Here is a 21751-nt window from a genome sequence, read left to right as displayed (position 1 = left end):
TTGCAACGCATATTGTCACGCGGTGAGATCGAGGGGCTGGAGCGCAACGCCTTGCCGCGGCTGCGCCTGCCCTCACGCCAGGTATTCGCCGAGCGCGCGGCGCGCCTGCGTCATCTGGCCGAGGGGAATTCTCTGGGTGAGTATCTCGCCTTGATGGCCAAACTCGCCCAGGTCCAGCACGAGGCGCTCGGCGCCTTCACCGCGCCCTTGCCCGACGAAGCGCGGCTCTCGCTCGCGCGCACGCACGGCATGCCGCCGCTTCCCTGCGAGGGACCGATCGAGGGCCTGTGGCGCGAGGCGCTGCGGGCGGTGCTCACGGCCTTGTCGACCCAAGAGCTCAGGGAGGCACCGCGGGCGACGGTGGCGCGACTCGAGCAAGCGCTCACTGCCGAGCCGCAGCGGCTCGATGCGCTCGTCCAGGCGCTCCTTGCCGGGGAAGAACCGGGGGACGTGGGCGCAGCGCCTTTTCTCATGGCGGCGCTGCAGGTGTATTGGACCGAGCGGGCGAGCCGCCTGCCGCCGGCGGCGGTGCCGGCCGCGGTGCCCTCGCGTGTCTGCCCCGTGTGCGGCAGCCTGCCGGTGGCGAGTATCGTGCGCGTGGGGGCGGCGAGCGACGGTCTGCGCTATCTGCACTGCGGCCTGTGCGCAAGTGAGTGGCACATGGTGCGCGTCAAGTGCAGCCACTGCGAGGACACCCGCTCGGTGGCTTATCACCACCTCGAAGGGGGTTCCGAGGCGATCAAGGCCGAATCTTGCGATGCTTGCCACAGCTATCGTAAGATTTTCTACCAGGAGAAAGATCTGGAGGTGGATGCGGTGGCCGACGATCTCGCCAGTTTCGCGCTCGACGTGTTGATGGGAGAGGCCGGGTACGTGCGCGCGAGCGCCAATCCCTTGCTGTGGTTCGCGTGACGAAGGTTCGTGCTGAATCTGCCGCGGCGAGCGACATCCCTTCGCTCGAACGGCTGCTGGCTTCGCCCGCCTTCGCCGCCCTGCTCGCGGCCCACGGCCGCACGCGGGTGCTGGCCGTTTCCCGCGCACATCTGGCAACGCTGCGGGTGCGGGCGCAGGAGGGTGCGCTTGCCCTCGATGCGCTGCGACCCGAGGCGATCGCCGCCTGTGTGCAGGAGACTCTGCAGGCGCAGGATAGGCCGCGTCTGCGCACCGTCTTCAACCTCACCGGGACGGTACTGCACACCAATCTCGGACGGGCGATTCTCGCCGACGAGGCGGTGCGCGCCGTGGTACAGGCGATGACGGCCCCGGCGGCGCTGGAATTCGACCTCGAGGGGGGCGGTCGGGGCGACCGCGATACGCTGGTGGAAGAACTCGTGCGCGAGCTCACCGGCGCCGAGGCAGCCACCGTGGTCAACAACAATGCCGCGGCGGTGCTGCTCGCCCTCGATGCGCTCGCCAAGCGGCGCGAAGTGGTGGTTTCGCGTGGAGAGCTGGTGGAGATCGGCGGCGCTTTCCGCATTCCCGACATCATGAAACGCGCCGGCGCCCGCCTCGTCGAGGTGGGCACCACCAACCGTACCCATCCCCACGACTATGCCGAAGCGATCGGACCGCGTACGGCGATGCTGCTGAAAGTGCATTGCAGCAACTATGCCATTACGGGCTTCACCAAGAGCGTCCCGGTGGCCGAGGCGGCGGAGATCGCGCACGCCCACGGCTTGCCGCTGGGGGTCGATCTGGGCAGCGGTACCCTCGTCGATCTGGCTGCCTGGGGGCTGCCGGCAGAGCCGACAGTGCGCGAAACCGTCGCCGCTGGCGCCGATCTGGTCACTTTCAGCGGCGACAAGCTGCTGGGTGGCCCTCAGACCGGTTTCCTCGTCGGGCGAGCGGATCTGATCCGCCGCATCAAGAAGGATCCGCTCAAACGGGCGCTGCGCGTGGGCAAGCTCACCTTGGCGGCGTTGGAGGCGACGTTGCGACTCTACCGTGAGCCAGAGTTTCTCGCCGAACGTCTGCCGACGCTGCGGCTCCTCACGCGTCCTGCTTCGGCCATGGCCGCTCAGGCGGCGCGCTTGCGTGAGCCGGTCCAACGGGCCCTGGGCGAGGGATTCGTCGTCAGTGAGGCTGCCATGGCGAGCCAGATCGGCAGCGGGGCGTTGCCGGTGGAACGTCTGCCCAGCCACGGCCTGGTGCTTCGCCCGGTGGGCAAGCGTGCGGGGCGTTCCTTGTCGCGGCTCGAGGCGGCGCTGCGTGCGCTGCCGCGCCCGGTGCTCGGGCGCGTGGCCGACGAGGCGCTGTGGTGGGACCTGCGCTGTCTGGGCGAGGCCGACGAGGCCGCCTTCCTTGCCCAGTTGGCGGAATTGCGGCCATGATCGTCGGTACGGCGGGGCACATCGACCACGGCAAGACGACGCTGGTCAAGGCGCTCACTGGCGTCGACACCGACCGGCTCGCCGAGGAGAAGGCACGCGGCATCACCATCGAGTTGGGTTATGCCTATCTGCCGCTCGCCGACGGGGAAGTACTCGGCTTCATCGACGTGCCCGGTCATGAGCGCTTGGTGCATACCATGGCCGCGGGGGCGAGCGGTATCGACTTCGCGCTCTTGGTGGTGGCCGCCGACGACGGCGTGATGCCGCAGACGCGCGAGCACCTCGCCATCCTCGGCTGGCTGGGCGTGACGCGCGGGGCGGTCGCGCTCACCAAGGCCGATCGCGTCGATGCCTCGCGCCTGACGCAGGTTCGGGACGAAATCGCTGCGCTCATCGCCGGCACCTTTCTCGAAGGGGCGCCGGTCTTCACCGTGCGGGCGCAGGAGCCGGGAGACGAGGGCACGGCGGCGCTGCGCGCGCATCTGGAACGCGAGGCGAGGAGCGTCGCCGCGCGCCGCCGCGAGGGATTCTTTCGTTTGGCGGTCGACCGCGCGTTTACGCTCGCCGGCGTGGGCACGGTGGTGACCGGTACGGTCCATGGGGGATGCTACGCCTTGGGCGGATCGGAGGAACTGCGGCTCATGCCGGCAAATCTGCCGGTGCGCGTGCGCAGCATCCACGCCCAGAACCGACCGAGCGAGCGCGCCGCGGCCGGCGAGCGTTGTGCCCTGAACCTGCCGGGCGTGGCGAAGGAGGCCATTTCGCGCGGCGACTGGATCGCGGATGCACGCTGTTTCTTGCCCACGCGCCATCTCGACGTGGAACTCGCGCTCGCCGCGGACGCACCGGCGCTCGGCGTGCGCACGCCAGTGCATGTCCACCTTGGTGCGGCGCACCGGCTCGCGTACGTCGTGCCGCTCGAAGGCAATCTCCTGCCATCCGGTGGACGGGGGCTGGTGCAGCTGGTCTTCGAGGCACCGCTGTGTGCCGCCCCGGGTGATCGCTTCATCGTCCGCAACGCCCAGGCGAACCGCACCCTGGGCGGCGGCCGTGTGCTCGACCCTTATGCGCCCGAGCGCAAGCGGCGTTCGCCGCGACGCCGAGCCTGGCTCGAGGCGATCACGCGCCTGCTCGAAGGCGAGGGGCTCGGACCGCTACTGGCTCAGGCGCCCTATGGCGTGGACGAGGCGCTGCTGGAGCGGCTACTCGCGGCGCCGATCTCGGCGGCGGTGCTGCCGCCCGAGGCGCTGCGGGTGCAGGGCGCTCGAGGCGCGGCCTGGATTCTGCCCGAGCACTGGGAGGCGCTCGCCGATCGGGTGCTCGCCGTGCTCGAGCGCCAGCACGAACGCGTGCCCGACGACCCCGGCGTGGACACGCAGCGCCTGCGCCGCATGGTCGACGCGCTCATTCCCGAGCCGCTGTGGCAGGGGGTGCTCGACGCGCTGGCGAGCCAAGGCAAGGTGGCGCGCAGCGGCCCCTGGTGGCACCTGCCAGGGCATGCCGCCAGGCTCGCACCCGAAGAGGAGGCGCTCGCGGCGCGATTGCTCGCCCGGCTCGAAGCGGGCGGATTCGATCCGCCTTGGGTGCGAGATCTGGCGCGCGCGGAAGGGGTGTCGGAGGAGACGGTGCGCACCCTGCTGCGCAAGCTCGCGCGCCGCGGCGAGGCGGCGCAGGTGGTCAAGGATCTCTTCTATGCCCCACGGCGAGTGCGGGAGCTCGCGGCGATTGCCGCCGAGCTCGCCGCGGCCGAGGGGGGCGTGCAAGCGGCGCGTTTTCGCGACGCCACGGGGCTTGGGCGCAAACGGGCGGTGCAGATCCTGGAATTCTTCGATCGCATCGGCTATACGCGCCGGGTGCAGCGCCGCGGCCAGGATGCGCACCTGTTACGCGGCGAGTCTCCTTTTACTTTTAGCTGAGGGTAGCCGACTCGATGCGGTAAGAGAAATGCTCCGGATCGAGGCTGTCGAGGACTTTGCCGCCCACCCGTGCCTGCGGGTACATGAAAAAGCCCGACATCATGCTCGGCCCGAAACGCAGATCGTTCTCGTCGTTGAACGCCACCCAGTTCATTTCCCAACTACCGAAGAGCCGTTCGCGCAGTTCGGCGATCTTCGGATCGTCGAGCGGCAATTTTTCCTCCAGTATCGCCTTGCGCACGTCGGCCGGGTCGACCGGGACCCAGCCGAACTCGGCCACGTAGAACTCGGCACGGCAATGCTGTGCGCCGGTCACGTTACCGCTGCGACCCAAGGATTTGAACAAGCGCGAGTCGGCCACGCGGATGCCGTAGATCTCGCGCGCGGGGATGCCAACGGCCCGGCATAGGCCGACGTAGAGGGTGTTGATGTCTACGCATTTTCCGCCGAGATTGCCGCTCTCAAGCATGCTTTTGACGTCACCCAGGCCACAGCCGCGTACCTTGGGGTCGCGGAAGGAGTGTTCCACCACCCAGTCGTAGATGGCGCGGGCCTTTTGCAACGGGGTCTCGGCCCCGGCGCTGGCCGCGAGCGCCGTGTCGCGCACGATGCCGTCGAGCGGTACCCGCTCGGTGGGCTGGAGATAACGTTCGAGCACAGTATCCCGCTCGGGGGCGAGGCGAGCCGGGTGGTGCCAGTCGATCTGTCGATCGCGGGTGGCGACTTCGATGCGTACTTGGGCACGACGCTCGGCGGCTCCGCGCCAGCGGGCGAAGAAGGCCTCGGCACGCCCCAGCCGCCGCACTTCGGCCGTATCGGCGTTGCTCTGCCACTGCGGGACCTCGGCGCGCTGGTAGTCGCCGAAACTCTGCGGCAGAGGCAGCCACAGATCGGCTTCAATCCCTGGTTCGGCGAGTTCGACGTGGTAGGTTAGTGCGAAATGGCGCCATGGTGCAAAGTTCGTTTCTGCCGACGATGCTTGGAGAGTCGGGATGCGAGTGAGTAGTAGGGTGCTGCCTGCCAAGGTGAGAAACCTGCGTCGATTCATGGGACCAACCTCCGGGGGAAAGAATTTTTGCTTGGAGTGTCGTATATTTTACTCATTGCATATCTCGGGAGATAGATAGAGAGCAAGTAATCTTGCTCATGAAGATCATGCAAATCGAACCGTCTGACCGTGTCGCCGGATGATTGTATGAAAATCGAGAAATTTCATCCCATTCCTGACGAGCGAGCGGGAGAGTAGCAAGGCGCCTAGAGCCCGGGATGCGAGACATATCACGAGGATAGGCGAGCATCCGAGCACCGGAGAACGCTGCCATGCGGCCGCGCAGTAGGTTATTCGAGGTGCCCAGCCGTTGTGCCGACTTGCCGCGAGCCCTGGAGATCCCATTATAATGCAGGTCGTCGGGGGCGTTCGGAGATCATGCGATGACAGCTACCCACGTCGATGTGGCAATCATAGGAGCTGGGACTGCCGGCCTCAGTGCACGCCAGGAGGTGGCACGGCATACTAATGAGTATGTTGTCATTGATATGGGGCCGCTGGGGACAACCTGCGCGCGGGTCGGTTGTATGCCTTCCAAGGCCCTCATCCATATGGCGAACGTCTATCATCAGCTCGTCAACGCGCCGCGGGGGTTGAACGTTCGCCCGGTGGCGGCGCCAGACTTGGCCGCAGTGATGGGCCATGTGCGTGAATTGCGGGATTTTTACGTTGCCGGTGTTCTCAAGGAGATGGAGGAATGGCGCAATGCCCATCTCATCCAAAGACGGGCCCGTTTTGTCGATCCTCACACCCTCGACCTCGATGGCGACCGATTGACGGCGGATCGGATCATCGTCGCTACCGGCTCCAAACCCGTTGTTCCCGAATCCTGGCGGCGTTTTGGCGAACGTGTCGTGGACACCGATCGTTTCTTCGAGTTGCAGGCGCTACCTTCTCGGTTCGCCGTTATCGGTCTCGGCCCTGTGGGGATCGAACTGGCTCAGGCGATGCAGCAGCTCGGTGTGGAAATTACCGCTGTCACCGGTAATCGAGGAGTGGGCGGACTCACCGACCCGGAAATTCAAACCTATGTATTCGACCATTTTTCGCAGACCATGGACATCTGGCTCGATACCGCCGATATTGAAGAGGGGGAAGAGAACAGGATACGCGTCCGGGCGGGGGGTCGAACGAGGCAGGTCGACTGCGTGTTGGCGGCGATGGGTCGCCGCCCGGCGGTTGCCGACCTCGGCCTGGAAAATCTCGGCGTTCCTTTGGACGATGATGGACTGCCCGCCTTCGATCCTGTCACGCTTAAAGTGAAGGATCTGCCCATTTTTCTTGCGGGCGATATGAATGGTATATCTCCTGTGTTGCACGAGGCGACCGATGAGGGGCGCATCGCCGGCTACAATGCGTGCCAGCGGGACCCGGTGTGCTTCGTGCGACGCACACCGTTGGCGATCACCTTTACTTCGCCGAGCATTGCGTTGGTCGGCAGCACCTATCGCGCTTTGGAAGAAGAGGGGCGGGATTTCGTGTGCGGCAAGGTAAGTTTCGAACAACAGGGACGGGCGCGTTTGATGAACGCGGCCTGCGGGCTACTCAAAGTGTATGTCGAGCCGCAGGAAGGGAAGATCTTGGGGGCAGAAATGTTCGCACCGGCTGGTGAGCATCTAGCCCATCTCCTCGCTTGGTCCATTGCCATGGAAATGACGGTGGCTGACTTGCTGAAAATGCCTTATTATCATCCGGTGCTCGAGGAGGGGCTGCGCACGGCATTGCGTGATGCCGCAAGAGAATTGAAAATCCCTATTTCATATAATGAGATCATGCGGTGCAAGGACAATCCGGTTCCGTGAGCTCCATCATGGGGGCATAGTTCCAGGAACCCATGCTGGTTTCCTCATCGATCAGGGCGTGCTACCCATACAATAACCAGTCGCGGAAGGCATCCGTGTCCGGTGGCACGGCCGGGCTTCAAACCCGGTTGGGGGCGTCCGACGCTCCCAGGTAGGTTCGACTCCTGCTGCCTTCCGCCATCTCGCGTATCATAGCCCCATGAACGAGATCACTGATTCTGCCGGTGCCCGCGTACGTTGGACGAACGAGCCGCCAAGCCTCGTTCTCGACGGGTCGTGGACGGCGGCCGGGGTGAAGGCCGACACACTCCTCAAAGCGGTCGCGCAGGCGCTGGATGCTCTGCCCGCGGGACCGGTTCGCCTCGAGGCAGCACCAGGGGCCGAGCTCGACACCGTGGGAGCCCTGGTGGTGGAACACGTCGCTGCCCTGGCTGAGTCCAAGGGGCGAGTGCTGGATCATTCGTCTCTACCGGAGGTATGGCGGGCAACGCTCGCTCTCATCGACCGCGTGGCTCAGCGTACGCCGCCGCCCGCGCCCGCGCCTTTTTCTGGCTTCGCTTCCATCGGCAAGTCTGCCATCGACGTCGTCCGTCATTTTTTTGCGTTGCTTGCGTTCATCGGCGAGGTCACGGTCCACTTTCTGCCTTTGCTCGTGCGTCCTTGGCGCATCCGCTGGCGCGAGGTGATCGTGGAGCTGGAGGCAGCCGGCGTGCGGGCGGTGCCCATCGTGGCGCTGCTCTCCTTTCTCATCGGCGTGGTGCTCGCCTACCAGGCGGGCGTGACGCTCGATCGCTTCGGGGCCAACGTCTTCATCGCCGATATGATCGGCGTCGTCGTATTGCGCGAAATGGGGCCGTTGATCGCGGCGATCATCGTGGCCGGTCGCACCGGCTCGAGCTATGCTGCTCAGCTCGGATCGATGCGCGTCACCCAGGAGATCGACGCGCTGCGCTCACTGGCCCTGCCGCCGGCTGAGATGTTGGTGATTCCGCGCTTCTTGGCCCTGGCGATCGCCCTGCCGCTGCTCACGACGCTAGCCAACGCTGCTGGACTCTTCGGTGGGATGGTAGTGGCTACGGGCGGGTTTGGGCTGGATTGGACCGTCGGGCTACAGCGCTTGGGCCGGCTCGGGCATGCGCACTACTGGGTGGGTTTGGTGAAAACGCCAGTGTTCGCCATGGCGATCGCCCTCATCGGCTGCCAAGCGGGCATGAGCGTGCGTGGCTCGGCGCTCGAAGTGGGGCGGGCGACCACCTCTAGCGTGGTGCAATCCATCTTCTGGGTGATCGTGCTCGATGCGATCTTCTCCATCGTCTTTCGGCGGCTGGGGCTATGAGCGAGGTAAGCGAAGATACGCCCGCGATCGAGGTGCATGGCCTGTGCAACCGCTTCGGCAAACACGTGGTCCACGAGGGGCTCGACCTGGTCGTGCCGCGCGGCAAGGTGGTTTCGCTCGTCGGGGGCAGCGGCAGCGGCAAGACGGTGCTCCTCAACAACCTCATCATGCTCACGCGCCCGGCTGCCGGTTCCATCCGGCTCCTGGGGCGGGACGTGGCCTCTCTCGGGCGCGCGGAGCGTATCCGTCTGCAGCTGCGCCTGGGGGTTATGTTCCAGCAGGGGGCGCTCTTCACCTCCCTCACGGTACTGGAGAACGTGATGCTGCCGCTTGCCGAACATACCCGCTTGCCCCTACGGCTGCGCGAGGAACTGGCCATGCTCAAAATCCAGCTTGCAGGGTTGGACGCGGACGCGGTGCATCGCCATCCGCGCGAACTCTCCGGCGGCATGACCAAGCGCGCGGCGCTCGCCCGGGCGCTCGCGCTCGATCCCGAGATTCTCTTTCTCGACGAGCCGACCTCGGGGCTCGATCCGGTGAGCGCCCGGGCATTCGACCGGCTCGTATTGGAGTTGCGCGATGCCCTGGGCGTGACCATTTTTCAGGTCACGCACGATCTCGACTCGATCTTCGGTGCGAGCGACCTCGTGGTCTTTCTCGCCCGAAAGAAGGTATTGGCCGTGGGGACGGCCGAGGAGCTGGCCCAGCGGCCGGAGCCGGAGCTGCGGGCGTACTTCTCGGCGCGGGCGGGGAGGTGAGCCGCCGCGCGCCGTGGCACCATCAGATGCCGCCGATGCACATGTACTTGATCTCTATATATTCCTCGATGCCGTATTTGGAGCCCTCGCGCCCCATGCCGGAGAACTTCATGCCGCCGAAAGGAGCGACCTCGGTGGAGATGATGCCCGTGTTGATGCCGACGATGCCGTATTCGAGCGCCTCGCCCACGCGCCAGACGCGGCTCGAGGATTCGGTGTAGAAATAGGCGGCTAGTCCATACTCGGTATCGTTGGCCATGCGAATGGCTTCTTCTTCGGTGTGGAAACGGAAGAGCGGCGCTACCGGACCGAAGGTCTCTTCGCGTGCCACTTTCATCTCGGGCGTGACGTCGGCAAGGATGGTGGGCTCGAAAAAGGTCCCGCCCAGGGGATGGCGCTTGCCGCCAAGCACGATGCGTGCCCCTTTGCTCACGGCGTCGGCGATGTGCTCCTCGACCTTGCGCACGGCGTTCTCGTCGATCAGGGGCCCCTGGTTGGTGCCTTCGGCGAGCCCCGGGCCGACCTTGAGCCGGGAGACGGCCTCGGCGAGCTTGGTGGCGAAACGCTCATAGACGCCGTCTTGCACGAGCAGACGGTTCGCGCACACGCAGGTCTGGCCCGTGTTGCGGTATTTCGAGGCGAGAGCCCCCTGCACGGCGGCGTCGAGATCGGCATCGTCGAAGACGATGAATGGCGCATTGCCACCGAGTTCGAGCGAAAGTTTTTTCAGGGTGGGGGCGCACTGCGCCATGAGCTTGATGCCGATCTCGGTGGAGCCGGTAAACGAGAGCTTGCGCACGGTGGGATTGGCGGTGAGCTCACCGCCGATGGCCGTGGCCGAACCGGTGACGACGTTGAACACGCCTGCCGGTACGCCGGCTCGTTCGGCGAGCACCGCCAGCGCCAGGGCCGAGTACGGGGTTTGGCTCGCGGGCTTGAGCACCATGGGGCAGCCGGCGGCGAGTGCCGGCCCAGCCTTGCGGGTGATCATGGCAGAGGGGAAATTCCAGGGGGTGATCGCGCCGCACACACCGATCGGCTCCTTGGTGACGACGATGCGCTTGTCGGTCTGATGCGGCGGAATGACGTCACCGTAGATGCGCTTGCCCTCTTCGGCGAACCACTCGATGAAGGAAGCGGCATAGAGCACTTCGCCGCGTGCCTCGGTCAAAGGTTTGCCCTGCTCCGAGGTCATGATCAGGGCCAAGTCTTCCTGGTTTTCGACGATGAGGTCGAACCAGCGGCGCAGGATGCGGGCGCGCGCCCCGGCGGTGAGGGCGCGCCAGGCCGGCCAGGCGGCGTTGGCCGCCTCGATCGCGCGGCGCGTCTCGGTAGCGCCCATCTTGGGCACGGTACCGAGCACGCTGCCATCGGCGGGGTTGCGTACGGTGAGCACGGCACCGTCGTCGGCATCGACCCAGCGCCCGTCGATGTAGGCTTGGGTACGGAAGAGGGAAGGGTCTTTGAGATTCATGAGGATTACCTTCAGTGCAGTTAGGGATAAATGCCGCGCAGCTGCCGTGCCTCGAGCACGCGCCGGCAGGCGAGGATATAGGCGGCGGTGCGCAGCGTCACGCGGTGTTCTTGCGCGGCTTTCCATACGGCCTCGAAGGCTTCGCTGAGGATGCGCTCGAGCCGTTCGTTGATCTCCTGCTCGGTCCAGAAGAAACTGGAGAAATCCTGCACCCACTCGAAATAGCTCACCGTGACCCCGCCGGCATTGGTGAGTACGTCGGGCACGATGGTCACCCCGCGGGAGGTGAGGATGTCGTCGGCTTCGGGCGTGGTGGGGCCGTTGGCGCCTTCGAGGATGAGCCGCGCCTTGATGTCCATGGCGTTGTGCCGGTCGATCTGGCCTTCGAGGGCGGCCGGAACGAGGATGTCCGTTTCGACCGACCAGAGGTCTTCGTTCGCGATCGTCGTGGCCCCCGGGAACCGCCCCAGGGTACCCCCGCCGTCGAGCCAGTGCTGCAGGGCGTCGAGGTCGATGCCGTCACCGTTGTGGATCGTGCCGGTGACGTCTTGCAGGGCGACGATTTTTGCGCCGGCCGAGGCGAAACAACGGGCGGCGGTAGCCCCGACGTTGCCGTAGCCCTGGATGGTGACACGAGCGCCAGCCAGATCCAGGCCGAGTTTGCGCGCCGCGCTGCGCCCGACGATGAAGACGCCGCGACCGGTGGCTTCGCGCCGGCCCAGGCTGCCACCGAGGCTGACCGGCTTGCCGGTGACCACACCCATCACCGTCCGCCCCTGGTTGATGGAGTAGGTATCCATCATCCAGGCCATGATCTGCTCGTTGGTGTTGACGTCCGGCGCAGGGATGTCCTTGTCCGGGCCGATGAGTACGCCGATCTCGCTGGTGTAGCGGCGAGTGAGGCGCTCCAGTTCACCCCGGGTCAGGGTGCGGGGATCGACCCGTACCCCTCCCTTGGCTCCCCCGAAAGGAAGACCGATCACGGCGTTCTTGATCGTCATCCAGCCGGCGAGCGCCATCACCTCGGAGAGCGTGACGTCCTGGTGATAGCGCACCCCGCCCTTGCCGGGCCCGCGCGAGGTGTTGTGGTGGACGCGGTAGCCTTCGAAGTGCCGGATCGAACCGTCGTCCATCTTCACCGGGATGTCGACGATGAGGATACGCTTGGGTCGTTTGAGGGTTTCGATCCAGTAGCCCAGTTCGCCGAGGTGAGGGTGCACGCGGTCGACCTGTTCGAGGAAGACTTCCCAAGGGCCGAGGTGGGAGCGATCGAGGTAGGAGGGGAGGGAGTTCGTCATGATGGTTCCTCGTGAGAACGGGGCGCAAACCAGTCCTTGTGGGATTTTGGTGCCTACTGCGGAGCGTTAGTCGGATGCTCCGAATGAGCGACTGCGCGACTGCATGGCGGCATTTTCCAGGGCTCACATGCGTGCTTACCCATATGATATTGAATTTGCATACGGCACTCGAGGCGCCCGGCCCGGCGGTAAACGCCAAGGAGGGTTTTGCGCGGCGCCCCTTCCGTGTGAATGGTGTTTCTGTTGCGGTAGCTTTTCTGCTTCGCCCTTGCGTTCGTGAAGTCGCGGTCGCATCAGTGTAGGTAATGGGAGCAAAAATTGCAAAGCCGCTCGCCGTTCACACGATGCCTTTGGCCTGCAGCGACGATATTTCGGCCTCGTCCATCCCGAGCACCTCGCGCAGCACTTCGGCGGTGTGCTCACCCAGGAGCGGTGGAGCACCGCGGTAGGCTGGGGGCGTGGCCGACAGGCGCATGGGGTTGGCGACCTGGGGTACCTCGCCCAGCCGCTCGTGGGGCAGGCGCAGCGCCATGCCGCGGGCGCGTACCTGGGGGTCGGCGAAGACCCGGGAGAGGGGATTGATGGGGCCGCAGGGGACTCCGGCCCGCTCCAGGGCGGCGATCCAGGCATCGGTGCTGCGCGTGCGGGTGAGCTCCTGCAGGCGCGGGATGAGCTCGGCGCGGTGGGCGACGCGCGCCGGGTTGGTGGCATAGCGCGGGTCGGCGGCGAGCTCCGGCACCCCTGCTTCGGCACAGAAACGGGCGAATTGACCATCGTTGCCGATCGCCAGGATCATCCAGCCGTCGGCGGTGGGGAAATCCTGGTAGGGGACGATGTTGGGGTGGGCGTTGCCCAGCCGGGGAGGATCCTGGCTGGTGGTGAGGTAGTTGAGCGCCTGGTTGGCGAGGCAGGCGACCTGCACGTCGAGGAGTGCCATGTCGATGTATTGGCCGCGGCCGCTGCGTTCGCGCCAGGCAAGCGCGGCGAGGATGGCATTGGCGGCGTAGAGGCCGGTGAGGATGTCGGTGAGCGCCACGCCCACCTTCATCGGCCCGCCGCCGGGTTCGTGGTCGGGCCGGCCCGTGATGCTCATGAGGCCGCCCATGCCCTGGATGAGGAAATCGTATCCCGCCCGGGGCGCATAGGGACCGGTCTGGCCGAAACCGGTGATGGAGCAATACACGAGCCGGGGGTTGCGCGCCGAGAGGTTGGCGTAATCCAGGCCGTAGCGCGCCAGCGTCCCCACCTTGAAATTTTCGATGACGACGTCGGCCTCTTCGACCAGGCGCCGTATGATCTCCTGGCCTTCGGGGCGGGTGAGATCGACGGTGAGCGAGCGTTTGTTGCGGTTCGCGCACAGGAAGTAGGCGGCTACTTTTTCCTCGTCTTCACCGGTTCCCTTCCACCACGGCGGCCCCCAGGTACGGGTGTCGTCGCCGCTGCCGGGCTTTTCGATCTTGATGACGTCGGCACCCAGATCGGCGAGCAGCTGGCTCGCCCAGGGGCCGGCCAGCACGCGCGAGAGATCGAGTACGCGCAGGTGGGAGAGGGCCAGGTCCATCGTCGCGATTCCCTGGCTCAGTTGGCAAAGGCGGCGATGCCGGTGATGGCACGGCCGAGGATGAGGGCGTGGATGTCGTGCGTGCCCTCGTAGGTATTGACCACTTCGAGGTTGACGAGGTGGCGCGCCACGCAGTATTCGTCGCTGATGCCGTTGCCACCGAGCATGTCGCGGGCGGTGCGGGCGATGTCGAGCGCCTTGCCGCAGGAATTGCGTTTGACGATGGAAGTGAGTTCGACGGCCGCGATGCCTTCGTCCTTCATCCGCCCGATGCGCAGCACCGTCTGCAGCCCGAGGGCGATCTCGGTGCACATGTCGGCGAGCTTTTTCTGGATGAGCTGGTTGGCGGCGAGCGGCCGGCCGAACTGCTTGCGTTCGAGCACGTAGTTGCGGGCGGTTTCGTAGCAGGCCTGGGCCGCGCCCAGCGCACCCCAAGCGATGCCGAAACGGGCGGAGTTCAGGCAGGTGAAGGGGCCCTTGAGGCCGCGGACTTCGGGGAAGACGTTTTCCTCGGGCACGAAGACCTCGTCCATGACGATTTCGCCGGTGATCGAGGCGCGAAGCCCCACCTTGCCGTGGATGATCGGTGCCGAGAGCCCTTTCCAGCCTTTCTCCAGGATGAACCCGCGGATCTGTCCCTCGTCGTCTTTGGCCCAGACGACGAAGACGTCGGCGATGGGGCTGTTGGTGATCCACATCTTGTTGCCCGACAGCAGATAACCGCCGTCGACGCGGCGCGCCCGGCTCTCCATCCCCCCCGGGTCGGAGCCGTGGTTGGGCTCGGTGAGCCCGAAACAGCCGATCCATTCGCCGCGGGCGAGTTTGGGCAGGTACTTGCGCTTTTGCGATTCAGTGCCGAATTCGTGGATGGGGACCATCACGAGCGAACTCTGCACGCTCATCATCGAACGGTAGCCCGAGTCGACGTATTCGATCTCGCGGGCGATGAGCCCATAGGCGACGTAGTTGAGCCCCGCACCACCGTATTCTTCAGGGATGGTCGGGCCGAGCAGGCCCAGCTCGCCCATTTCACGGAAGATCGTCGGGTCGATTTTTTCGTGGCGAAAGGCGTCGCGGACTCGCGGCATGAGTTTTTCTTGGGCGTAATCATGAGCCGTGTCGCGTACGAGGCGTTCCGTTTCGGTGAGCTGGGCGTCGAGCAGCAGCGGATCTTGCCAGTCGAAAGTGGGGCGGTGAGTGGACATGAGGTTCTCCTTTGGCGGGTCGGGTGTGATGTTTTGGTATGGTATAAAGGGAATCTCCCGCCGACAAGCGCTTTTTATGCATCGACCGGTGTGTTGTGCTCATTGCGTGAGGGTAGGGGATGCTCAAGCGAATGCCTTTGACGATGGTGCTGCGGCTCGAGGCGCTGGAGCGCGATACCTTGGCGGTGATGTCCGACCAGGGGGCGGGCACGCTGGAGCCCGCCACCGGAGAGCTGATGATTCCCTGCAATCGCAGCTTCGTGAGCCGCCGCGCTTATTACCTGATCGTGCCCGAGCGCAAGGCCGAACGCCAAGCGCTGGCAGCATTTCGTCAATGGTTGGTGGCCGAGGCAGGGCGCAGCCGTGAATCGGTCCGAGACGCAGCGGTGGTCAGCAGGGGAGGGCGGTGCTAACATATATCGAGGGTTATTTGGCCCGCAAGGATTTCCTGCCCAGAGGAGGAACGAGATGACGATACGCACGCGTTTGGTGGAATACACACACGAGGGCACTACGCTCGAAGGCTTCCTGGCGTGGGACGATGCGATTACGGGCAGGCGTCCGGCCGTGGCCGTGGCGCATGCCTGGGCCGGACGTACCGCATTCGAGTGTGAAAAAGCGCGTCAGCTCGCGATGCAGGGCTACGTCGGCTTTGCCATCGATATGTACGGCAAAGGGGTGCTCGGCACGAGCAAGGAAGAGAACGCGAAGCTGATGACGCCCTTCATCGAGGATCGTGCGAAGCTGCAGGGGCGTATCGCCAAGGCGATCGAGACCCTGCGTGCCCAGCCCGAAGTCGATGCCGACCGGATCGCGGCGATCGGTTTCTGCTTCGGTGGGCTCACGGTGCTCGATCTGGCGCGCAGCGGAGCCGACGTGCGCGGGGTGGCGAGCTTCCACGGCCTCTTCACGCCGCCGGGCAACACCGCGGGCAAGAAGATCAAGGCCAAGGTGCTCGCGCTGCACGGTTGGGACGATCCCATGGTGCCGCCGAACATGGTGGTGGACTTCGCCAAGGAAATGACGGAAGCCGGCGCCGACTGGCAGCTGCACGCCTTCGGCAACACCATGCACGCCTTCACCCTGCCCGAGGCAAACGATCCGTCCTTTGGGACTGTTTATAATCCCAAAGCCGATGCGCGCTCGTGGGCGATCCTGCGCGAGTTCCTGCACGAGATCTTCGCATGAGGCGTGCGCCGCGGCGCTGACCAGACGATGGAATCGCGCGTCCCTTATGTGATCGTCGGCGTGTTCGTCATCGTGGCGCTCACGGCCCTGGCCGGTTTAGGCCTGTGGCTTGGCGCCGACGTCGATACCCGCCGCTATCTGCCCTACCGGGTGCTGACGACCGAATCGGTGACCGGCGTCAACCGCGGCAGTTTCGTGCGCTATCGCGGTGTGGTGGTGGGGCGAGTGTCGTCGGTGCGCCTGTTCGATGCCGAGCAGGTGGCCATCGATTTGGAGATCGTCGAAGGCACGCCAGTCAAGGTCGATACCAAGGCGACGATCGCCAGCCAAGGGTTGACGGGCCTGTCGTACATCGAGCTCTCGGGTGGATCCGCCGAATCGCCTCCGCTGTTGCCCGGGCCGGACGGGCGCCCGGCGGTGATCCAGTCTGCACCATCGCTGATGCGGCGCTTGGACGTGACCCTCTCGCAGAATCTGGAACAGGTAGAGGGCGTGATGCGGCAGCTGCAGAAACTGCTCTCCGACGAAAATCTGGCCAATTTGACGGCAACCATGGCCGACGCGCGCCGTTTCATGGCCGCGCTCGCCGCCCAGGAGAAACGCATCGACGCATTGGCCGCCTCCTTCGAACGAGCCGCGGCGCAGATGCCGGAGCTAGCCGTCGACGGGCGGCGGACGTTGAACGAGGCGCAGGCGCTCTTGGGAGAACTGCAGCAAACGGCCGCGGCACTGCGCGAGGCTACCGTGACGGCGCAGGAGGAGCTGCAGGCGGCGCGTCGCAGGGTGCAGCCTGAGGCGGTGGCTGCGCTGCAACGGCTGGAATCCTCCTTGATGCGGTTGGAGCGTTTGAGCGCTTCGCTCGAAGAGCGGCCGCAACGTTTGCTGTGGGGTGATCCCCCGGAGCGGCCTGGACCAGGGGAATGACACGATGGGCGCAAGGGCGGTTTTGCTGATTCTGGGCACGAGCCTGACGGTGGGTGCTTGTGCAGTGGGGCCTCAGGGGCCTGCACAGGCACCGGCGCGGCTGTCGCTGGAAGCGGCGGCCCGTGCGGCGGGATCGGGCGCAGTGCACGGCGCTTCGCAGTCGCTGCCGCTGACGGTTCAGGTGAGTACGCCCTGGGTGGCGCCGGCTTTTGCCGGTGAGCGCATCGCCTATCGGCGCGAGCCGCTGCGCATGGAGTATTACACGCTCAGCCGCTGGGCGGAGCCGCCGCAGGAGGCAGTGGCGGCGAGCTTGACGCGTCATCTCGAAGAAAGCGGCGCATTCCGCGTGGTGCTGCCGCCGCAGGCGCGCTTACCGGCCGATCGACGGCTCGCCGTCGACGTCGATCTCATGGAAGAACGGGTGCCGCCGGTTGGACCTGCCCCTTACGGTGAAGCGGAAGTGGCACTGCGGGCGCGCTGGGTGCAGGCCAGCGACGGGAAGGTACTGGCGAGTCGGCGCTTTGGCGCGACGGTTTCCGTACCCAGCCCCGACGCCGAAGGAGCCGTGCTCGCGCTCGGCGAAGCGCTCGCGCGCGTGAGTGCGGAGGTCGCGCGTTGGGCGGCGGAGGTGGAGCGATGAGCGCCGAGGCGCTGGTGGCAGCAGCGCGTCGTCTCCGTGAGCGAACCGCGACACTCGGGTTTGATCTGCCGGTGACACATGTCTATGCTCCGCTCGACTACGCTTGGGCGGTGCATGAGCAATACCTGCACCGCTATGGCGAGGGGCCGAAACGGGTCCTTTTCTTGGGGATGAATCCCGGACCATTCGGCATGGTGCAAACAGGAGTACCTTTCGGGGAGGTCGCAGCGGTACGCGAGTGGCTGGGCCTGGATGCGCCCATCGACCGCCCGGTCCGGGAGCATCCGCAACGCCCGATCGAGGGGTGGTCCTGTCGTCGATCCGAAGTTTCCGGAGCGCGTCTGTGGGGGTTCTTTCGTGCGCGATTCGGTACCGCTGCAGCCTTTTTTGCCGAGCACTTCGTGGCGAATTACTGTCCGCTCGCCTTCTTCGCCGGTACGCGCAACCTCACGCCCGACAAATTACCCTCCGAGGCGCGGGCGTCCTTGCTCTCCATGTGTGACGCCCACCTACGCGAGGTGGTCGCGGTCTTGCAGCCACGATGGGTGATCGGGGTCGGGGCGTGGGCGGAGCAGCGGGCGCGCCAGGCGCTCGCGACGATCGAGTCGGTTCGCATCGCTCGCATCTTGCATCCGAGCCCGGCGAGTCCGGCGGCCAATCGCGGCTGGGCCGAGCAAGCTCGCGCGATGCTCATCGAGCAAGGGGTGTGGGCTTAGGGAGACGCTGAAGAAGCCACGGAAAACCTGCCGTGGATCCGGGTGTCCGGAGCACGAGCTTTCGTGGGCGAGTTCATCGATCGTTTTGTGCCACCCGCCCCATGGGCTGCGGCTGAGACACGGTAGTGACGGGACTGTTGGCTTTTGCTTGGGTCTGCGGTTTCGTGTCAGGCGTGCTTTTCGCCGTGTTCGCCACTTTCCCCGTTTGCCCTTGAACTTGGCCGGATGGCGAGGAAGCGGGAGAGCGGCTCGCTGCCCGGGTGGTGGCCGGGGGGGTGCGCGTCTTCGCTACCGGGGTTTTCGTCCTGTTCGTTTTGGCGTTGCGCGTGGCGTTCGCGGGCTTGCGGGAGGTTGCTTTGGCTGTGGCCGGAGTGGTTTTTGCGCCCGGGTTTTTCGGGGCGAGGCTGGCGGCCATGGCGGGCGCGCCCACTGCTGCAGCCGTCTCGAGGAGGGCGGTTTCTTCCGTGGAGGACGGTTCAGCCGTTTTTTCTTTCTCTTGCCGTGAAAATTCTAGTGGTTCGGCATTCAAGCCTTCGATTCGTCCTCCCGCGACGAATCGCTCGCGCCAGTAGCCTCGTTCGAGGGTATCGATGGAGACGTTGCGGCCACTGCGTGGGGCATGGATGAAGCGCCCGTTGCCGAGGTAGATGGCGACATGGTTGATCGAACGGCTGCGTCTACCGGTCTTGAAGAAGAGCAGATCTCCGGGCTGCAGTTCGTTGCGTGAGACCCGTTCGGTGGCATGATACATTTCGCTTGAGGTGCGAGGCAGCTCGATGCCGATGCTGGAAAAAGAGTATTTGACGAAACCGCTGCAATCGAGCCCCTCGTCGGGGTCGTTGCCTCCCATGCGGTAGGGGGTGCCCTGCAAGGAGAGTGCGGTCTCCAAAGCCCTCGTCATTCGACTGGGTTTGACCTCCGCTCGGAGGGTATAGTCGGGGCTGCGGTAGATCGGTGCGGTCAGGAAGACGTCGAGCGCATCCTCTGCTTCGTCAGTGTCTTCGTCGCTCACGAGGGACGGGTCGCTGCGGGTGAGGGCATATCGGGAGGAATCGGACCGTACTGCCTGCTGGGTGAGGGTGCAAGCACTCAGCAGACCGAGCATCATTGCCAGGAGAATCGGTCGCCACGGACAGTGGGAGACTGGTGTGGGCATGACACACCTCCGACCGGAAAAAGGATAATTGTCAATTATGCAACGAAATGCAGGCGATGCAAACCTCGCTCGATCCCCGTCGCGACTGGTGGTGGCGGTGACCGGTGCCTCGGGCAGCATCCTGGCGCTCGAGCTGTTGCGTTGGTTGCGCGAGGTCACCGACTGGGAATTGCACGTGGTGGTATCGGCGGCGGCGTTGCGTACCGCTCGGTACGAGCTCGGCGTCGGGCGCGAGGCGTTCGCGGTGCACGCCGATGCGCTGCACGCGAACAAGAACATCGGCGCGCCGATCGCCTCGGGCTCGTTCGTCACGCTCGGCATGGTGGTGATCCCTTGCTCGATGAACACCTTGGCGGCGATCGCGCACGGTCTAGGGGACACCCTGATCGCACGGGCGGCCGACGTGACGCTCAAAGAGCGCCGGCGCTTGGTCCTGGTGCCACGTGAGACCCCCTTGAGCCTCATCCATTTGCGCAACATGACGACGGTGACCGAGGCGGGCGCAGTGATCGTCCCGCCCGTGCCGGCGTTCTACCTGGGGGAGCTCACGCCGCAGCGGCTGGTGCAGCAGATCGCGATGCGGGTGGCTTCGATCTTCGGCGTGGCGCCGGCGCCGTGGGCGGAATGGACGGGCGGCGAAGGATAGGCGTTTCAGGCAGAGGTCGCCGCGGCATTGAGTTTTTCGAACGCCTCACGCAGCCGTGCCGGCTCATCGAGCTTGAGCAGGCGCTGTACCTTGGGGGCGAGGTCGGCGAGGTCGGCGCGCAGTAGCCGCTGCTTTACGCTGAGCACCCGCTCCGGATGCATGGAAAATTGCCGCAATCCCATACCGAGGAAGAGCCAGGTGTATTCGGCGTGGCCGGCGAGCTCCCCGCACAAGGATACAGGCAATCCGTTCTTGATGCCGAATTGGAGGGTGCCGGCGATGAGACGCAGCACGGCGGGGTGCAGTGGATCGTAGAGATCGGCCACGGCGTCATCCTGCCGGTCGATGGCCAAGGTGTACTGGATGAGATCGTTGGTGCCGATCGAAAGGAATTGCACGCGCTTGAGGAAGATGCCGGGCGCGAGCGCCGCGGCCGGGATTTCGACCATGGCGCCGAGTTCGACGTCTTCGGCGAATTTCTTCCCCTCGCGCTGCAGCTGTTCCTTGGCGCGGGCAAGCAGCTGCAGCGTCTGGTCGATCTCGTGGGCGTGCGCCACCATGGGCAATAGGATCTTGAGTTTGCCGTGCACCGAAGCGCGCAGCAACGCCCGCAGCTGGGTGAGGAAAAACGTGGGATCGGCGAGGCAATAGCGGATGGCTCGCAGCCCCAGGGCGGGATTGGGCTGCACGCGCGGGGCGTTTGGCTCGAAATCCTTGTCGCCACCCAGATCGAAAGTGCGGATGGTGACCGGCTTGCCTTTCATGCTCTTGAGTACGTCGCGGTAGGCTTCGTATTGCTCGTCTTCGCTCGGTCGATCGAGCCGATCGAGAAAAAGGAATTCGGTGCGATAGAGCCCGATGCCGTCGGCGTTGACGCGGTGCACGAGGTCGAGGTCGCGCGGCGTCTCGATGTTGCACAGGAGCTCGATTGGCGTGCCATCGAGCGTGACGGTCGGGGCGTCCTTGAGACGTGCGAGCCGCGTGCGCGAGATCTCCAGCTCGGCTTTGCGCAGGCGGTATTCCTCGACGATGCTGGGATGAGGGTTGACGATGGCGACGCCGCGCGCTCCGTCGATGATGACGAGATCGTCTTCTTCGAGGAGCGAGCGTGCGAGCCGCACGCCCACCACCGCGGGCAGTTGCAGGCTACGCGCGACGATGGCGGTGTGCGAGGTGGGGCCACCGACGTCGGTGAGAAAGCCCGCGATGTGCTGTCCGCGAAAACCGATGGTGTCGGCCGGTGAGAGGTCGTGCGCCACGACGACGGTCGGCAGGTCGTCGCGCCGCGGTTTCGGCGGGCGCGCGAGCCCCAGCAGTTCCTTGAGGAGCCGCTCGACGAGTTGAATGACGTCGGCACGCCGCTCGCGCAGGTAAGGGTCTTCGATGGCGTCGAATTGCTCGAGCAGCGTGTCGAGCTGCTGGGTGAGCGCCCACTCGGCGTTGATGTGCTGCTGGCGCACACGCTCGCAGGCGGCTTCGACGAGCAGCGGGTCGTCGAGCATCATCGCTTGCAGGTCGAGAAAGGCGTTCAGTTCGGCCGAGGCTTGGCTCGCGGCGGTGGTGCCTTTGAGCGCGGCGAGTTCGGCCTTGATCGCAGCGGCGGCGGTGCGCAGGCGGGCGCATTCGTCCTCGACCCGACTGTCGGGGATCTCGTAATGGCTGACTTCGAGCAGGGCGTGTGAGACGAGATGCGCCCGGCCGATGGCGATGCCGCTCGAGACGGCGAGCCCGTGCAGCGCGAACGAGATGCCGC

General features: G+C 65.5%; 19 protein-coding genes and 1 tRNA gene. 13 read left to right on the top strand and 7 right to left on the bottom strand.

What is annotated here, in order from left to right; all coding sequences use genetic code 11:
- The 3 genes from fdhE to selB are packed head-to-tail and all read left to right on the top strand — an operon-like array spanning position 1 to position 4246.
- The gene (gene fdhE / locus EPD81_RS03260; RefSeq protein WP_142803966.1) at positions 1–912 is read left to right on the top strand and encodes a formate dehydrogenase accessory protein FdhE; all 912 of its coding nucleotides are present in this window, start codon (positions 1–3) and stop codon (positions 910–912) included.
- Positions 909–2330 carry an L-seryl-tRNA(Sec) selenium transferase gene (gene selA, locus EPD81_RS03255; protein WP_142803965.1) on the top strand — a complete coding sequence of 474 codons (1422 nt, stop codon included), beginning with the start codon at positions 909–911 and terminating at the stop codon, positions 2328–2330. The genes fdhE and selA overlap by 4 nt, the downstream gene beginning before the upstream one ends.
- Entirely contained in the window at positions 2327–4246 is a 1920-nt protein-coding gene (gene selB / locus EPD81_RS03250) for a selenocysteine-specific translation elongation factor (RefSeq protein ID WP_142803964.1), read from the top strand. The genes selA and selB overlap by 4 nt, the downstream gene beginning before the upstream one ends.
- Here the strand turns inward: selB and EPD81_RS03245 are convergent.
- Positions 4239–5294: a transglutaminase-like domain-containing protein gene (locus EPD81_RS03245; RefSeq protein ID WP_142803963.1), complete on the bottom strand. Its 1056-nt coding sequence runs from the start codon at positions 5292–5294 to the stop codon at positions 4239–4241. The genes selB and EPD81_RS03245 overlap by 8 nt on opposite strands.
- Before the next feature lie 383 nt (positions 5295–5677).
- Between EPD81_RS03245 and EPD81_RS03240 the strand changes: the two genes are divergently transcribed.
- The 4 genes from EPD81_RS03240 (at position 5678) to EPD81_RS03225 (ending at position 9190) form a co-directional block, all read left to right on the top strand.
- Entirely contained in the window at positions 5678–7096 is a 1419-nt protein-coding gene (locus EPD81_RS03240; RefSeq protein WP_142803962.1) for a dihydrolipoyl dehydrogenase, read from the top strand.
- Positions 7097–7180: 84 nt separating this feature from the next.
- Positions 7181–7276 (top strand) — tRNA-Sec (locus EPD81_RS03235).
- A gap of 19 nt (positions 7277–7295) precedes the next feature.
- Entirely contained in the window at positions 7296–8432 is a 1137-nt protein-coding gene (locus EPD81_RS03230; RefSeq protein WP_142803961.1) for an ABC transporter permease, read from the top strand.
- On the top strand, positions 8429–9190 hold the full coding sequence (locus EPD81_RS03225) for an ABC transporter ATP-binding protein (RefSeq protein ID WP_142803960.1): 762 nt from the start codon (positions 8429–8431) through the stop codon (positions 9188–9190). The genes EPD81_RS03230 and EPD81_RS03225 overlap by 4 nt, the downstream gene beginning before the upstream one ends.
- A gap of 22 nt (positions 9191–9212) precedes the next feature.
- On the opposite strand, the gene gabD is transcribed toward EPD81_RS03225, so the two are convergent.
- The 4 genes from gabD to EPD81_RS03205 form a co-directional block, all read right to left on the bottom strand.
- Positions 9213–10664, bottom strand: a complete 1452-nt coding sequence (gene gabD, locus EPD81_RS03220) for an NADP-dependent succinate-semialdehyde dehydrogenase (RefSeq protein WP_221928822.1) — start codon at positions 10662–10664, stop codon at positions 9213–9215.
- 20 nt (positions 10665–10684) lie between these two features.
- Positions 10685–11962, bottom strand: coding sequence for a Glu/Leu/Phe/Val dehydrogenase (locus EPD81_RS03215; RefSeq protein WP_142803959.1), 1278 nt, complete (start codon positions 11960–11962; stop codon positions 10685–10687).
- Between the two features lie 337 nt (positions 11963–12299).
- Positions 12300–13523, bottom strand: coding sequence for a CaiB/BaiF CoA-transferase family protein (locus tag EPD81_RS03210; protein WP_142803958.1), 1224 nt, complete (start codon positions 13521–13523; stop codon positions 12300–12302).
- Positions 13524–13540: 17 nt separating this feature from the next.
- Complete coding sequence (locus EPD81_RS03205) at positions 13541–14728, bottom strand: acyl-CoA dehydrogenase (RefSeq protein ID WP_142803957.1); 1188 nt, start codon at positions 14726–14728, stop codon at positions 13541–13543.
- Positions 14729–14859: 131 nt separating this feature from the next.
- Between EPD81_RS03205 and EPD81_RS03200 the strand changes: the two genes are divergently transcribed.
- Genes EPD81_RS03200 through EPD81_RS03180 form a run of 5 tightly spaced genes read left to right on the top strand, consistent with a single transcriptional unit; the run spans position 14860 to position 18196 of the window.
- Entirely contained in the window at positions 14860–15141 is a 282-nt protein-coding gene (locus tag EPD81_RS03200; protein WP_142803956.1) for a hypothetical protein, read from the top strand.
- Positions 15142–15196: 55 nt separating this feature from the next.
- Entirely contained in the window at positions 15197–15916 is a 720-nt protein-coding gene (locus EPD81_RS03195; RefSeq protein WP_142803955.1) for a dienelactone hydrolase family protein, read from the top strand.
- Positions 15917–15943: 27 nt separating this feature from the next.
- A complete protein-coding gene (locus EPD81_RS03190) occupies positions 15944–16840 on the top strand; it encodes an MlaD family protein (RefSeq protein ID WP_142803954.1) in 897 nt (298 codons plus the stop codon).
- A gap of 4 nt (positions 16841–16844) precedes the next feature.
- Positions 16845–17480: an ABC-type transport auxiliary lipoprotein family protein gene (locus tag EPD81_RS03185; RefSeq protein WP_142803953.1), complete on the top strand. Its 636-nt coding sequence runs from the start codon at positions 16845–16847 to the stop codon at positions 17478–17480.
- The gene (locus EPD81_RS03180) at positions 17477–18196 is read left to right on the top strand and encodes a uracil-DNA glycosylase family protein (RefSeq protein ID WP_142803952.1); all 720 of its coding nucleotides are present in this window, start codon (positions 17477–17479) and stop codon (positions 18194–18196) included. The genes EPD81_RS03185 and EPD81_RS03180 overlap by 4 nt, the downstream gene beginning before the upstream one ends.
- 73 nt (positions 18197–18269) lie before the next feature.
- Here EPD81_RS03180 and EPD81_RS03175 read toward each other — a convergent pair whose 3' ends face one another.
- Positions 18270–19352 carry a C40 family peptidase gene (locus tag EPD81_RS03175; RefSeq protein ID WP_221929184.1) on the bottom strand — a complete coding sequence of 361 codons (1083 nt, stop codon included), beginning with the start codon at positions 19350–19352 and terminating at the stop codon, positions 18270–18272.
- A 37-nt stretch (positions 19353–19389) separates the two neighbouring features.
- Between EPD81_RS03175 and EPD81_RS03170 the strand changes: the two genes are divergently transcribed.
- Positions 19390–19998, top strand: coding sequence for a UbiX family flavin prenyltransferase (locus EPD81_RS03170; RefSeq protein WP_142803951.1), 609 nt, complete (start codon positions 19390–19392; stop codon positions 19996–19998).
- Between the two features lie 5 nt (positions 19999–20003).
- Here EPD81_RS03170 and ptsP read toward each other — a convergent pair whose 3' ends face one another.
- Complete coding sequence (gene ptsP / locus EPD81_RS03165) at positions 20004–21746, bottom strand: phosphoenolpyruvate--protein phosphotransferase (RefSeq protein ID WP_142804259.1); 1743 nt, start codon at positions 21744–21746, stop codon at positions 20004–20006.
- Positions 21747–21751: the final 5 nt, after the last annotated feature.

Origin of the sequence: Tepidiphilus sp. J10, assembly GCF_006980785.1 — a bacterium.
GTDB classification, from domain to species: Bacteria; Pseudomonadota; Gammaproteobacteria; order Burkholderiales; family Rhodocyclaceae; genus Tepidiphilus; species Tepidiphilus olei.
This window is presented reverse-complemented; position numbering and strand designations above follow the sequence as displayed.